This is a genomic window from Eggerthella sp. BIOML-A1, assembly GCF_009875595.1.
GTDB classification, from domain to species: domain Bacteria; phylum Actinomycetota; class Coriobacteriia; order Coriobacteriales; family Eggerthellaceae; genus Eggerthella; species Eggerthella lenta.
The window spans coordinates 150,162-163,359 of record NZ_WWRZ01000005.1 but is presented as its reverse complement, the minus strand read 5'-3'; the positions used below and the strand labels follow the sequence as shown (position 1 = coordinate 163,359).

Sequence of the window (13,198 nt, the reverse complement as noted above, 5' to 3'; positions counted from 1 at the left end):
CATACATTGTTATTGATAATCATAGTGACGTATGGCAGACTATGACAAGAAGGAATCGGCCGATTCTGATATGAGGGGGGAATATCGGAACCTGTATCGGAGCGCACGCGCACCCATGCAGCCGGAGGGGGATACCCGTACGCGGAACACTCACCTTCTTACGATGATCCCCGGGCATTCTGCAACATGAATGGAGGAGGAGACATGTCTGAAACGAAGAGCCCGCTCGGCGGACTCACGCGTAGAGGCTTCCTGAAGACGACGGGTGCCGTCACGGCCGTCGCGGCTGTCGCAGGCACGGGCGCTGCGCTGGCGCCGATGCCGGCGAATGCGGAGGGAAGTTCATCCGCTGATGGCGAGCAGACGTTCAGGAGCGCATGCCGCGGCAACTGCGGTAGCCGCTGCCCCTTGGAGGTGACGGTGCGCGAGGGCAAGGTGGTCAAAGCCCGTCCCATGGATATGCCCGGCGAGGATGCCGTCCGCAAGCGCTTCTGCGTGAAGGGGTTCAGCCAGCCGCAGCGCGTGTACGATACCGACCGGCTCAAGTACCCCATGAAGCGCGTCGGGGAGCGCGGAGCGGGCGAGTGGGAGCGCATCAGCTGGGACGAGGCTGTTAGCACCATCGCGGAGAAGATGGGCGCGGCTATCAAAGATTACGGTGGCACGTCGGTTGCCGTTTGGTCCTCGTATGGTTCGTACGGCGTTCTGAACGGTGCGATGGCAGGCTACATGTCCGTTGCCTACGGTCGCTTCATCACGGCCGTCGGGGGCTCGGTACTGGGAGCCGGTGCCGATACGGCGCAGCAGCATGAGCAGTCGACGCTGCTGGGGATTTCGGGCAACGACTTCGTGGATGCCGCCAACGCCAAAACCATTATCTCGTGGGGCGGCAATCCGGCAGAGGCGTACGTGCATGCGTGGCAGTTCGTGTGCGATGCGCGCGAGAAGGGCGCAAAGCTCATCACCATCGACCCGCAGTTCACCGCGTCGGCCATGCACTCCGACGTCTACGTTCCCGTCCGGCCGGGCACCGACGGCGCGCTCATGCTGGCCATGGCCAATCATATTATCGAGAACGGCTTGATGGACGAAGAGTTCATGCGAAGCAGCACGGTGTCTCCGTTCTTGGTGAAGGAGGACGGCACGTACCTTCACATGAGCGATCTGGGCACGCCTGCCACCGAGGGTCCGGTGGATCCTCGCACGGGCAAGCCCACCGTGATCGATCCGGTTGCGGTGTGGGACGAGGCTGCCGGCGCACCTGCGACCGCCGATGCCGCGCAGAAGCCCGCCATCGAAGGATCGTTCGAGGTGCAGGGTTTCGCCGTGAAACCGGTCTACCAAGTTGTCAAGGAGAGCATTTCCGAATACACCGTCGAGAGGGCTGCGGACATTTGCGACCTCCCGAAGGAGCAGATCGAGGAACTGGCCCGCGTGTATGCCACCGAAGGCCCCGTGTACGTCATGACGTTCCAGGGACTCGGACACCATGCGAACTCCCATCACAACTTCAAGAACCTCGCGTTCCTCGCGGCTCTGACCGGCAACGCCGGCAAGCCGGGCGCTTCCATCTGCGGCAGCCCATCGACGGGCATGGTGGGCTACAACGTGAAAGCCTACATGTTGGGAACTCCCGGTGCCAGCTTCTGCGGCATGTACCTCCCGAAGGTCATGGAGGAGAAAAAGTGGGCGGGGCAGGATCTCGAGATCCGCGTTCTGTGGTGCTGCAACGGCAACATGCTGTCCTGCGAGTCGGGCCGTCAAGACCTCATCGACGCGGTCAAGAAGATCGACTTCGTGGTGTGCGCAGACGTCAACATGACCGACACTGCGCAGTGGGCCGACATCCTTTTGCCGGTGCCCCATTCGTTCGAGGTGCAGGATTTCGACCCGGTGTGCTCGGTGCCGTATCCCACGTTCACCCAGAAAGCGCTCGATCCCCTGTACGAATGCAAGACCGATCTGGAGATCATGCGTTTGGTGACCGCGAAGATGGGCATGGACATCTACCCGAAATCGGACGATGATTTCTTGAAGGAAGTCATCGACACCGAGGCCAACGTCAAGCAGGGCTGCACGTTCGAAGAGCTTAAGACGGGCAAGCTGGTTCGCGATGCTTCTTACACCGATTCGCGTATGGTGCCGAAGTTCGGCAGCGCCGAGGCGCAGCGTTTGAAGTACTACCTCGAGAAGCCCACGCCGCGCAACAACTTCGGGCAGAAGATCGCCGATTGCGAGCGTCTGCCTTACTACGAGCACGCGAACGAGGCATACGAGGAGAATCCGCTGCGCGACAAGTATCCGCTGTTCGGATGCAGCGAGCACAGCAAGTATCACGTGCATTCGCAGCTGGCGTACACGCCGGTCATGCGCGAGCTCGAGCCCGAGCCGTTGCTGAAGGTCAACGCGACCGATGCCGCCGAGCGCGGAATCCAGCAGGGCGACTACGTGCGCGTCTACAACGATCACGGCTATGCCGTGCTCAAGGCGCGTGTGACCGAGGGCATCAAGCCGGGAGTCGTCTCTATTCCGCACGGTTTCCAGGCTAGCCAGTTCGTCGAGGGGCATACGCAGGATCTGACGAATGTGTACATGAACGATTTCTGCTCGAACAGCGCCTTCTACGACTTCCTCTGCGAAGTCGAGAAGTACGAAGGGGGTGTGAGGTAATGACCCGCTACGGCATGGTCATCGACACGAAGCGATGCGTGGGGTGCAACGCCTGCTCCGTGAACTGCAAGATAACGAACAACCTTCCCGAGACTAATTGGTGGACCCGGGTCCTCACGGAGGGCGGCGACGAGATCGACACGCCGGCCGGCGTCTTCCCTGACGTGTCGATGCGCTACATCACCGTAGGCTGCCAGCATTGCGAGAACCCGGCTTGCACGAAGGTGTGCCCTGTGGGGGCAACCTACAAAGATCCCGAGACGGGCGTCGTGCGCCAGGACTACGACAAGTGCATCGGCTGCCGTATGTGCATGGCGGCTTGCCCGTACACGGGCGTGCGCTCGTTCAACTGGGAGGAGCCGAAGTACCCCGTCGACCATGCTGTCGGCGATGCAGACGTCCCGAAGCACCAGAAGCATGTGGTCGAGAAATGCACCTTCTGCTACCAGCGCCTTGCCCGTGAGGAGGTGCCGGCATGCATGGAGTTGTGCCCGGCCCGCGCCCGTCACTTTGGTGACTTCGACGATCCGGATTCGGAGGTGTCGAAGCTTGTCAAAGAGCGCTCCTGCGAGCAGCTGCTGGCCAGCGAAGGCACGAAGCCGTCCGTGTACTACCTCGTGTAAGGGGATTGATCATGTCTGAGAACGTATCGGCGGAGAAGTCCGCCAAGGTTTCCGCTGCCGGATTCGGCGGCAAAGGGGTTGCTGTCGCCATCGTGGTGGCGGCCATTCTCACCGTCGGCGGTTTGGCTTTGTGGGCATTTCAGCTGACCAGCGGCATGGTGAACACCAACATGCGCAATCTGGACTCGTGGGGGCTTTACATCACGATGTTCATGTTCCTCGTCGGTCTGTCCGCCGGCGGCCTTATCATCTCGAGCGCTCCGCGCGTGTTCGGCATGGAGGGTTTCGGCGGCGTGTCGAAGATCGCCGTGTGGACCTCCATCTGCTGCACGGTGCTGGCGATCGGCTTCGTCGTGATCGACCTCGGCCAGCCGCTGCGCCTTTGGGAGCTGTTCGTGTACTCCAATCTCGGCTCGCCTTTGATGTGGGACATCATCGTGCTGGGCACGTACCTGATCCTGTCCATCGTGTATTTGTGGGCTATGCTGCGCTTCGAGGGCGGCAAGGGCTCTGCCGCTGCCTTGCGCGTGGTGTCCGCCATCGCTCTGGTGTGCGCCGTGCTCGTTCACTCGGTCACCGCTTGGATCTTCGGTTTGCAGCAGGGTCGCGAGATGTGGCATACTGCGCTTCTGGGCCCCTGGTTCGTGTCGTCGGCTCTGGTGTGCGGCGTGGCGCTCGTGCTCGTCGTGGTCATCGCGCTGCGCAAGGCTGGTTACCTGGAGCTCGCGCAGGAGCACGTCGTCAAGATGCTCAAGCTCCTCGGGGTGTTCGTGATGGTGGATTTATACTTCTTCGGTTGCGACTTGCTGACCGAGGGCTTCCCGGCCGGATCGGGGGCGGAGGTCGTCGCCATGCTGACCACGGGTCCGCTCGCTCCTTTCTTCTGGATCGAGGTCGTCGGGTGCGCCGCCACGGCGGTCATCGCCTTCGTGCCGAAGCTGCGCACGAACCCGCTTATCGTGATCGCAGCGGTGCTGGCCATCGTGGGCATCTTTTGCAAGCGCGTGCAGCTGCTGGTGGGCGGCTTCCAGATCCCGAACCTCGATATGCCCGCCGTCGTGTCCGGTCCGGCTCTTACGGATGCGGGTGCGGCTCTGCAGAGCGCAGGCGGATCGATGGTGTACTTTCCGTCGATGCTCGAATTCGGCGTCGTGCTGGGCGTTTTCGGGCTGGGCGCGCTCATGTTGCTGCTGGGCCTCAAGTTCCTCCCGTTGAAGCCGACTGAGCGTTCGCACTAGATACGATCCGTTTTTCGGCGGGGCGCCTGAACCATCGGGCGCCCCGCCGTGCGACATGGAGGGGTGGCGAACGAGATGCTGAGGAAAGCGATCATCACCTTGGCGACGTTCTTTTTCGCGGGGGTCGTCGTGTTCGGGGCTGTTGCGGCTGCGAGTCCGGCGGTGGGGCTTCCCCGGCCTATCGAGCCCCACTCGCCTTGCCCGGTCGTCGGGTGCGCGTCGGGGTCGTGCCATGGTTTCGGCGATGTGCCCGAGCCGGATGGCGTGCACGAGATGGCCTGTCCCGAGGCGGGCTGCGCCAGCGTCGAGTGTCATGCGTGGGATACGCTGGCGACGCGCTATCGCCGCGCGTCCGATGCCAGCTTGAACCTCTGGATCTTGGCGCCGGTCGTGCTCGTCGGGCTGCTTGTTCTGATCGTGCGAAAGCTTTAAGAGGGGAAGTGACCTGGTGAAGCGGATGCTCGTTGTTGATTTCTCGGCGTTTCTGACTTATGCGCTTGCAGCGCTTCCCTCGTTGACGGGCGTGCCTGCGCACGAATGGTTTGGTTTGGCCTTGCTGGCGCCCGTTTTCGTCCATTGCGCGCAGCATGTCGATCGGGTCGCGCGCGCCCTTCCGCGATGCGCCCGCGGGGCGCGTCTGCGGAGCTGCGGGCGTTTGGCGCTCGATGCCGCGTTGCTCGTGGCGCTCTCGACCGTCTTCGTGTCGGGATTGGGCATGTCGGGCGCGGTGCTGCAGGCGTTCGGCCTGTATGCCGAGGGGTATTATACGTGGTCGCCTCTGCATGCCGCGGCGGCGAAGGCGCTGTTCGCGCTTCTTCTCGTGCATATGGCCGTGCATGCGGGTTCGCTGTACAATCTGCTGAAACGGCGCGGCGTTGCAAAGGCCGCCGCGCATGACGACGGAGGTTTCGACGATGAGCGCCGATCTGTTTGAGGCGAGGCCCACGCTGCGCGCGTGGCTTGACGAATATGCCGCCATCGAAGCTGATTATCTTGCTCGGCTTGCCGATTGGGGCATCCGCATCGCGCCGCGCGATGCGGATGCGGATGTGGTCCGTGCGGCGAAGGATCGGCTGCGGGAGAAGGGCGCGCAGTTCCGCAACGGCGATGCCGGCGTCGTCTGCGGCAACCTGTCGTCGGCGTGCGTGGCCTGCACGGGAGGGCGGGGGAGCAAGACGTTCTTCCTGTCGCTTGCATGCAATCGATCTTGCTATTTCTGCTTCAACGCCAACCAGGCCGACTACGCCGATCGTCTGCGCGTGAACAATGCGTGGCGCGACGAGGTCGATGCGTTCGCCGATGCGTGCGGCGGCGAGGTCACCCATGTAGGGTTGACGGGGGGCGAACCCTTGCTCCATGCCGACGAGTCCGTGGCGTTCTGCGCTTACGTTCGCCAGCGCTTTCCGCGTGCCCATATCAGGTTGTACACCGCCGGCGATTTCCTTGACGAACCGCTGCTCGATCGCTTGCGCGATGCCGGGCTTGACGAGCTGCGCATGAGCATCAAGCTGGACGTTCTCGACGTCGATCGCGCCGATGAGATCATCGATGACGCCGTCGACGTGCTTGCCCGTGCGAAGCGCTTCATCTCGCAGGTGATGGTGGAGATGCCCGTGATACCGGGCACGGGCAAGGCGATGCGTCGTCTGCTGGATCGTCTTGATCAAGTCGGCGCGTTCGGCATCAACCTTCTTGAGTTCTGCTACCCCATGGGAGCTTGGGACGAGTTCGAGCGCCGCGGCTTTTCGGTGAAGAACCCGCCGTTTCCCGTGCTGTACGACTACGGCTACGCAGGCGGTCTGCCGCTGGCGGGCAGCGAGCTCTTGTGCTTGGAGTTGTTGGAGTACGCGCTTGACGAGGGGTTGTCCCTTAGCGTGCATTACTGCTCGCTCGAGAACAAGCATCGCGATCAGATCTGCGTTCAAAACGGCGCTTGCTCCGTCGATGCGGGAGTGTACGAGCGCGATCCGCATGATTTCTTCCTGAAAACGGTGAAAGTGTTCGACGGCGACGTCTCCCTGGCGCGGCGCGCGCTGGAGGCGTGCGGCGTCGGCGCGTTCTCGCTTGAGGACGAAGGCCTTAGCCTGGCCTTCCATCCGCGCCACATCCCTATCGTGCAAGCACTGCCCGTCGTATTGTGTCGATCGATCAACGTGCTGGAAGAAACCGCGGATGGCTTCATCGTTCGCGAGCTGAAACTGGAACCCTTGAAAGGCGAATGACGATGACTGTTGATGAGCTCTGGCAAACCCGTGCCGCCGCCTGGGAGCTCGCGGCGCTGAGCCTGCGCTACCCGGGCGCGGAGCTGGCCGGAGCCGCGGCGGGCGGCGAGTGGGACGAGGCGGCAGGGGAGATCCTGGCCGCGCTGGGCCTGCCCGCGGAGGTCCCCGCGGCGGCGGGCGAGGGCGGCTGCGACACCGCGGGTCCTGCTGGTGCCGACGCGCTCCTGCACGCCCTGCGACCCGAGGCCACGCGCCTGTTCGTCGGGGCGCCCGGGCCAGCCTGCTCGCCCTACGAGGGCGTGTGGGCCGCCGAGGCCGACGGGGTGCAGCCGCTTCTGTTCGTGAACCCCCGCTCCATGGAGGTCGAGCGCTTCATGAGGTCCTGCGGCCTCGGCCGCCCCGAGGGCACCAACGAGCCCCTCGACCACGTCGCCACGGAATGCGAGCTCCTCGAGCACCTGGCCCTGCGCGCGGCCGGCGCCCCGGCTTCCGAGGGCGCCCCGGCCGACGCCGACCTCCCCGGCGGCGGCCCGGCCGCCGCCTACGGGCGGTTCCTCTCCGGGCACGCCCAAGCCTGGATGCCCGCGTTCGCCGAGCGCCTGGCCGCCGAGGCGCGCCATCCCTTCTACCGCGCGGCGGCGGCCTACTTGGGGGCGCTGCTGGCCGACTGGCCGTCGGAAGCGTAAGTGCGCGCCACGGCTTCGGCGTGCTTGAGCAGCCAGGCGCGGACGTCGGGCGGCTCGAGCACTTCCAGCAGAGGGCCGAACGACAGCAGATAGTAGCGCGTGCGTTCGGTGATGTCGCAGGTAAGGGTCACGAGCCAGCTGCCGTCGGCCTCGCGCGCTATCGTCTCGGGCGCGAACTCCTCGCGGACGCGCGACTCGGCCTGCGCGGCGAAGCGCATCACCAGCACGTCGTCGCCTTTCATGTGCCCGCCTTCATCAAGTGCAGGCAGCTCGCGCGCTTCGAACGTTTCCGGCAGCACATCCAGCGTTTCCCAGTCGATGCGGAACAGCTTGAACATGCGCCATGCATCCCGCTCGCGGCACCATGCGCGCAGGTACCACGACGATTCCTTGAACATGAGCTGGGCGGGCTCCACGGTGCGCTCGGTGCGGTTGCCCTCGGCGTCGAAGTAGACGAACGACAGCGGGTGCCGCCCGATGGCGGCGTCGCGGATGGTGTCGAACGCGGCGCGGTAGTTCGGCGGCGCGCCCCAGAACGAGAAGTCCATGTCCAGCCAGTTCACGTTCTCGCGCTGGAACAGGCGGCCGAGGCGCACGGCCGTCTCGTCGCTCGCATCGTCGCTGGCCCCGGTGCGGTTGAGCGCGGAGAGCGCGGCCATGATGTCGTCCTGTTCCCGCTCGCTCAGCACCGAGCGGTCCAGCACGTAGCCGTCCATGAGGTGCACGCCGCCGCCTTTGCCGCGCGTCATGTACACCGGCACGCCCGCGGCCGACAGCGCGTCGACGTCGCGGCGCACGGTACGCTCGAACACCTCCAGCTTGCGCGCCAGCTCGCCCGTGGTGGCGGTGCCGCGATCCATCAGCAGGTAGACGATCTCGAACAGACGTTGAGGCTGCATGGCTTCGTCCTTACGCACAGTCGGTCGGGGCGTTGGCTTCCAGCGCGGCGTTCGCTTCGTCAAGCACCTGCTGCACGAAGTCGGGGCGCGTACGAGCCAGTTCGCCGAACGGAACGGGATCCGCCGGGTCGTCGTCGAAGGGGGCGAGCTCTTTCACGTACCAGGTCACGTCGTGCCACGAACCCGCCTTCCAGCCGGCGTACGATTGCACCCAGCAACGCTGGAACCCGCAGCCGGCGTGCAGACGCTCGCTTGCCTCGTTCGGCACGGTTACCAGGCCGTACGCGCTTTTCACGCCCTGCGCGCGCAGCAGTTTCAGCAGCGCGTCGTACAGCGTGCGCCCCCGGCCGCCCCCGGTCGCGCCTTGTTCGAGGTACACCGAGAGCTCCGCATTCCACCGATAGGCCGCCCGGCTGGCTTGGGCGTGTGCGTACGCGAACCCGACGACGCGCCCGTCCTGCTCGAGGACGAGGCACGGATAGTCGACCATCGCGTCGGCCATGCGCGCGGTGAATTCGGCGCGCGAGGGCGCGACGGTGTCGAAGGTGACGGGCGTCTCGACGTACGGCGTGTACACCGCGCGCATGGCTTCCGCGTCGCCGCGCGCCGCGATCCGTACGTTCGCGCTGGTCGCACAAGGGGAGAAGTCCATCGGTTCGATCCTTTCGTACCGGAAGGGAAGGCGGTGCGCACGGTCTGGGCAGAACCGCGTCCCCATACTACCACGAGCATGCAACCGGCGTCCGCGCCCTCGTTTGGCGCGTTCGAGGCTTCCGATCGAACCTGTGTCGAGCGTGCTTCGGAGAAGGATGGCTGCGCCCTGTTCGCCTGCTGGCCCCGCTGGCACGATTTCGCTCATCTATATGCTGCAGAATCGAGGTTTTGGCACGCTGGGCGCTCTCCATCGAAAAAGGTTCGGACAAAACCCCAGATCACGTTTTTCTCGCGGTGACGAAACCATCGTTGCAAGGGGGGTCGACTGCCAAAAACTCGATTTTGCAGCATAGAGGTTTCATCCGTGGGTCGAACGGCCATGATTGGGTTCCCGGTGGATCTCCTTGCTGCAACTCTTTCGCGAAATGCAATATATATTTGACATTATGTTAGATAGATCGTATAGTTATGGAAAAGAACGAGTGGATTCGCGAAAGGGAAACGATCAAGATGAGCGCTGTATCGTGGGCGGCCTCCGGCAGCATCGGACGTAGGGCCGGCGTTGCGCCGGTTACGGGCGCGTCGTCGACCGCCCCCGCCGAAACGGGGAAGAATCTGCGCATGAAGGCCGCTCGCGTGGCCGCCGATCTGTCTCAGGCCGACCTGGCCGCGGCGGTTGGTGCCACCCGCCAGACCATCGGCCTCATCGAAGCCGGCGGCTACAATCCCACGCTCAAGCTGTGCATCGCCATCTGCAAAACGCTGGGATGCACCCTCGACGACCTTTTTTGGGAAGAAAGCGAGTGATCATGAAGCTGATTCAACATTGGGAGGCGTACCGCGGCCCGAAGGACGAGCGCGTCGAGGCCGAGACGAATCGCATCTACAAGGTCGGGTTCATCATGCTTTCGATCGGGCTTGTACTGTATATGTACTACGGTAGCGCGCTCAAGCAGGCGACGTATATGCGAGATGTGATGGCCACCGGCACGGGACAGGTCGTAATCGCTTCGAGCGACCTGTTTCTGTACGGCTGGGTCCTGTTGACGGCCATCGTCTGCATCGTCTTGCAATGCCGCAAAGGGTTTACTGACAACGGTCGTTTTGCCGAGGCTGAAATATTCCCCATAGGTTACTACGCATTCAGGTCGTGTTTCGTTAGCGTGATCGTCGGCATATTTACTCCGGCTATCCGCGTATTGGCTGAGTTTCAGATACTGGGAGCGGATGGGATCATGTGGTGGGCTGCAGCTTTCCAAGGCGTGTTTGTCGCGGTCGCGATGTTCCTGATGCTCATGTTTCTCTTCTGGACGGGCTTCAAGACGGCGCAAAGCCGCCGCAAGCAGCTTGACATGCGTTTAGGCGAATAGCCCTTTCGCGCGCCTCTTCCGACTAGCACGACCCCGTGGCGCTCCTATGTTGTTTGGCCGTTGCGTACTTGTATACTCCTGTTCGTTAGGGAATACTGCACAGACGGAAAGACCCGGAAAGCTCGAAGCGATGGGGCGGAGTCGCCGGAAAGGCTGTTGTGGCAAAGGTTCTCAAAACGATCAAACATCGGTTGAAGCATCGACCGGCCCTCGTCGCGGGCGTGATCGTGGGTGCCGTGGCGGTGTTGGCCATCGGCGCGTGCGCGATGGCTGCGAGCGCCGCCCGACCCGAGGATCCCATTGCCGTGGCCGACGAGGTGGTTGCCGCGCTCCCCGAAGCGACTGCGCAGACGGGACAGGCTGCGGCCTCGCAAGCGCAATCCGGGGATGTCGTCGACCCGCGCGCCGTCGCCGAAGATGCGCGCACAGCGCTCGACGCCGCATCGGGCACTGAAGACGTGAACCTGTTCAATTCGGTGACCGGCATCGCGCGCACCCTGTCCTCCGACGAGATCTCCGATGTGGAAGGCGCCATCGCCGCATACCACGATGCGGGTTACGAGGTGGGCTTTGTCATGTACGACCTGACCACGCACGAGGGTGTGGGGTACAACGCCGATCAATGGTTCTTCTCTGCCAGCACGGTCAAGGCGCCGTTCGTGGCTTTCGCGTCGCAGGATATGGTGGACGGCGGCCGAGCCTCTCTTGATGAAGAGGTGGTCGAAGACGTCATCCTTGACGGTACCGGAATCATGTCGTCGGACGACATAGATCGCTACGACCTGCAAACCGTCATGGCCAACACCATCGTGCATTCCGACAACACCGGTTACGGGCTGTTGCGCGAACGCTTCGATCAGAACGATTTCCAGGCTTGGTGCGCCGCGGCCGACGTGGACGCCGCTTCTTGGCAAGGCGAATGGTACCCCTACTACACGCCGCGCGACTTGGCGAAGATGTGGCTGAACGTCGGCGCCTACGTGGCCGAAGGCCAGGGCAACGCGCCGTGGCTCGCCGACGTGCTGCAGCAGACCGACGTGTCGTTTCTGCGCACGGCTTTGGGCGAGGGCCGTCGTGTTTTGTCGAAGCCCGGCTACGAGATCGATACGCCCTGGTACGACATGGGCGCGCTCAACGATGCTGGCCTCGTGGTCACCGATACTGATGTTTACGTAATCGCCATCATGTCCGACGCCGATTACGATGACGAATACTTCACCGACAACGAGCACCTGATCGTCGATCTTGCGTCCGCGTTGGGGGCGGCGCACGATCGCCTGCTGTTCGAAGGAGGCGTAGCATGAGATCCGCACGTTGGAGCATACCGAACGCGATGCTCGCGGGAGTTCTGGCGCTTGCTCTGTGTTCGGGCGGAACCGTTTTCGGCGGCGGGGTCTTCTCGCGCGCCTGGGCAGACGAAGCGGAAGAGGCGCAGAGGGCCGTCGACGATGCGCAGGCCACGCTCGACGACGCCGAGGCGCATATGGAAAGCATCGCGGGCGACTACGACGCCCTCAAGCAGGACGTCGAGGAGCTGCAAGCGCGCGTCGACGAGATATCGGCCCAGGCCATGGATGCCCAGCAGGCGGTCATCGAAGGCCGCGCGGCTCTCGGGAAGACGGCGGTGCACGAGTACACCAACGGGGGAGCGTCGCAATCGCTCGTGACCATGGTGCTGGAGGCGCGAAGCTTCAGCGACCTCATACGCAATCTCACCTATCTCGATTCGATCATGCAGTTCCACGCCGACGAGGTGGACGCGCAAAAAGAGCGCTCGGCGAAGTACGAGAAGCTCATCGACGACCTGAACTTCCAGAAAGACGAGCAGGAGAAGAAGCTCGAAGAGCTGGAAGCGAAGCGCGCGGAAGCCGAAACCGTGCTGTCCGAGGCGAGCTCCAAGCTGTCGAACGCCCAAAGCGACCAGGCCGCGCGTTTGGAAGCGCTCAGGCAGAAGGCCGAGGAGCTGGCGGCTGCCGATGGCGCCACCGGGCCGGTCATCGACGAGAATGCGGATACCATCGGCCGCGAGGACGTGGTCGATTCCAACACCCCGGTCCAGCCGAACCCCGATCCGGATCCTCCGGCGCCGACACCAGCGCCTTCGCCCGAACCCGCTCCCGAGCCGACGCCCGATCCCGGCATCAGCTGGTCGACCGGCATCGCGTCCGCGTACGGCGGTTCCACCGATCCGTACACGCCGAACCCCGGCACCACGGCGAACGGGTCGGTGTGCGACGACAACTCCATGGGCGTGGCCATCCCGATGTCGTGGCCGAACTTCCGCTCGTATTTCGGCCGCACCGTCGAGATCTCTTACAACGGGCAAACCGTGCTGGCCACCGTAAACGATTGCGGTGGCATGGGCGGGGGCAGCCGATCTCTCGACCTGCAGCCCGGCGTATGGAAGGCCTTCGGCTTCTCGTCGTGCCTCGACTGGGGTCTGCGCACGGTCAACTACCGCTTCCTGTAGAACGCCGCGACGCGTCCTTGTGGAATTTCCCGCACGGCGTGCGCTCATGTGCTAAACTGCATCGTTACATGCGATGACGAAGACAGCGCCGCGCAACGCGGCTGCCGGCAGAGACGGGTGCCACCGGCTGAAAGCTCCCGGGCAGCAAGCGCGACGATTCCCTTCCGAGCAGCGCGTTTGAACGCGGACGCAGAGGCGCGACCCTGGTCGCCGCCCCGCGAGACGCTAAGTAGGATGCGCCGGGGGCTCCCGTCACAGAGCGAACGAGCGGGCGGCCCGCACAGCGGCCGTCAACCGAGGTGGTACCGCGAGAGCCTTCTCTCGTCCTTGGACTTTGGGCGCATGCCCTCAGGAGCAAGGACGAGA

13 protein-coding genes are annotated in these 13,198 nt (G+C 63.8%); 11 read left to right on the top strand and 2 right to left on the bottom strand.

What is annotated here, in order from left to right; all coding sequences use genetic code 11:
* The first annotated feature begins 204 nt into the window (after positions 1-204).
* The 7 genes from GT590_RS07690 (at position 205) to GT590_RS07660 (ending at position 7,439) form a co-directional block, all read left to right on the top strand.
* Positions 205-2,670: a molybdopterin-dependent oxidoreductase gene (locus tag GT590_RS07690; RefSeq protein WP_009609000.1), complete on the top strand. Its 2,466-nt coding sequence runs from the start codon at positions 205-207 to the stop codon at positions 2,668-2,670.
* Complete coding sequence (locus GT590_RS07685; RefSeq protein ID WP_161170990.1) at positions 2,670-3,293, top strand: 4Fe-4S dicluster domain-containing protein; 624 nt, start codon at positions 2,670-2,672, stop codon at positions 3,291-3,293. Before GT590_RS07690 ends, GT590_RS07685 begins: the two co-directional genes overlap by 1 nt.
* 11 nt (positions 3,294-3,304) lie before the next feature.
* Positions 3,305-4,531, top strand: a complete 1,227-nt coding sequence (nrfD, locus tag GT590_RS07680) for an NrfD/PsrC family molybdoenzyme membrane anchor subunit (protein WP_009305072.1) — start codon at positions 3,305-3,307, stop codon at positions 4,529-4,531.
* Between the two features lie 75 nt (positions 4,532-4,606).
* Positions 4,607-4,963 (top strand): hypothetical protein, encoded by a 357-nt coding sequence (locus tag GT590_RS07675; RefSeq protein WP_114538229.1) that lies wholly within the window; start codon positions 4,607-4,609, stop codon positions 4,961-4,963.
* Between the two features lie 25 nt (positions 4,964-4,988).
* Positions 4,989-5,465: a DUF4405 domain-containing protein gene (locus GT590_RS07670; RefSeq protein WP_161170994.1), complete on the top strand. Its 477-nt coding sequence runs from the start codon at positions 4,989-4,991 to the stop codon at positions 5,463-5,465.
* Positions 5,425-6,753, top strand: a complete 1,329-nt coding sequence (locus GT590_RS07665) for a radical SAM protein (RefSeq protein ID WP_240129808.1) — start codon at positions 5,425-5,427, stop codon at positions 6,751-6,753. Before GT590_RS07670 ends, GT590_RS07665 begins: the two co-directional genes overlap by 41 nt.
* A 2-nt stretch (positions 6,754-6,755) precedes the next feature.
* A complete protein-coding gene (locus tag GT590_RS07660) occupies positions 6,756-7,439 on the top strand; it encodes a molecular chaperone (protein ID WP_161170989.1) in 684 nt (227 codons plus the stop codon).
* Here GT590_RS07660 and GT590_RS07655 read toward each other — a convergent pair.
* Complete coding sequence (locus tag GT590_RS07655) at positions 7,397-8,338, bottom strand: YafY family protein (RefSeq protein ID WP_114551506.1); 942 nt, start codon at positions 8,336-8,338, stop codon at positions 7,397-7,399. The two genes, GT590_RS07660 and GT590_RS07655, sit on opposite strands and share 43 nt — an antisense overlap.
* Before the next feature lie 10 nt (positions 8,339-8,348).
* Positions 8,349-8,990, bottom strand: a complete 642-nt coding sequence (locus GT590_RS07650; RefSeq protein ID WP_114551505.1) for a GNAT family N-acetyltransferase — start codon at positions 8,988-8,990, stop codon at positions 8,349-8,351.
* Positions 8,991-9,502: 512 nt separating this feature from the next.
* Between GT590_RS07650 and GT590_RS14515 the strand changes: the two genes are divergently transcribed.
* The 4 genes from GT590_RS14515 to GT590_RS07630 all read left to right on the top strand — a co-directional run bounded on the left by GT590_RS14515 (position 9,503) and on the right by GT590_RS07630 (position 12,832).
* Positions 9,503-9,799, top strand: a complete 297-nt coding sequence (locus GT590_RS14515) for a helix-turn-helix transcriptional regulator (protein ID WP_229068530.1) — start codon at positions 9,503-9,505, stop codon at positions 9,797-9,799.
* Positions 9,800-9,801: 2 nt separating this feature from the next.
* On the top strand, positions 9,802-10,362 hold the full coding sequence (locus tag GT590_RS07640) for a hypothetical protein (protein ID WP_147271391.1): 561 nt from the start codon (positions 9,802-9,804) through the stop codon (positions 10,360-10,362).
* A 191-nt stretch (positions 10,363-10,553) separates the two neighbouring features.
* Complete coding sequence (locus GT590_RS07635; protein ID WP_114551503.1) at positions 10,554-11,666, top strand: serine hydrolase; 1,113 nt, start codon at positions 10,554-10,556, stop codon at positions 11,664-11,666.
* Positions 11,663-12,832: a hypothetical protein gene (locus tag GT590_RS07630; RefSeq protein ID WP_114551502.1), complete on the top strand. Its 1,170-nt coding sequence runs from the start codon at positions 11,663-11,665 to the stop codon at positions 12,830-12,832. Before GT590_RS07635 ends, GT590_RS07630 begins: the two co-directional genes overlap by 4 nt.
* Positions 12,833-13,198: the final 366 nt, after the last annotated feature.

Bases quoted from the DNA above. Each gene is read 5' to 3' on its own strand.
- GT590_RS07690 (WP_009609000.1), top strand. From the start codon at position 205: ATGTCTGAAACGAAGAGCCCGCTCGGCGGACTCACGCGTAGAGGCTTC.
- GT590_RS07685 (WP_161170990.1), top strand. From the start codon at position 2,670: ATGACCCGCTACGGCATGGTCATCGACACGAAGCGATGCGTGGGGTGC.
- nrfD (WP_009305072.1), top strand. From the start codon at position 3,305: ATGTCTGAGAACGTATCGGCGGAGAAGTCCGCCAAGGTTTCCGCTGCC.
- GT590_RS07675 (WP_114538229.1), top strand. From the start codon at position 4,607: ATGCTGAGGAAAGCGATCATCACCTTGGCGACGTTCTTTTTCGCGGGG.
- GT590_RS07670 (WP_161170994.1), top strand. From the start codon at position 4,989: ATGCTCGTTGTTGATTTCTCGGCGTTTCTGACTTATGCGCTTGCAGCG.
- GT590_RS07665 (WP_240129808.1), top strand. From the start codon at position 5,425: ATGACGACGGAGGTTTCGACGATGAGCGCCGATCTGTTTGAGGCGAGG.
- GT590_RS07660 (WP_161170989.1), top strand. From the start codon at position 6,756: ATGACTGTTGATGAGCTCTGGCAAACCCGTGCCGCCGCCTGGGAGCTC.
- GT590_RS07655 (WP_114551506.1), bottom strand. From the start codon at position 8,338: ATGCAGCCTCAACGTCTGTTCGAGATCGTCTACCTGCTGATGGATCGC.
- GT590_RS07650 (WP_114551505.1), bottom strand. From the start codon at position 8,990: ATGGACTTCTCCCCTTGTGCGACCAGCGCGAACGTACGGATCGCGGCG.
- GT590_RS14515 (WP_229068530.1), top strand. From the start codon at position 9,503: ATGAGCGCTGTATCGTGGGCGGCCTCCGGCAGCATCGGACGTAGGGCC.
- GT590_RS07640 (WP_147271391.1), top strand. From the start codon at position 9,802: ATGAAGCTGATTCAACATTGGGAGGCGTACCGCGGCCCGAAGGACGAG.
- GT590_RS07630 (WP_114551502.1), top strand. From the start codon at position 11,663: ATGAGATCCGCACGTTGGAGCATACCGAACGCGATGCTCGCGGGAGTT.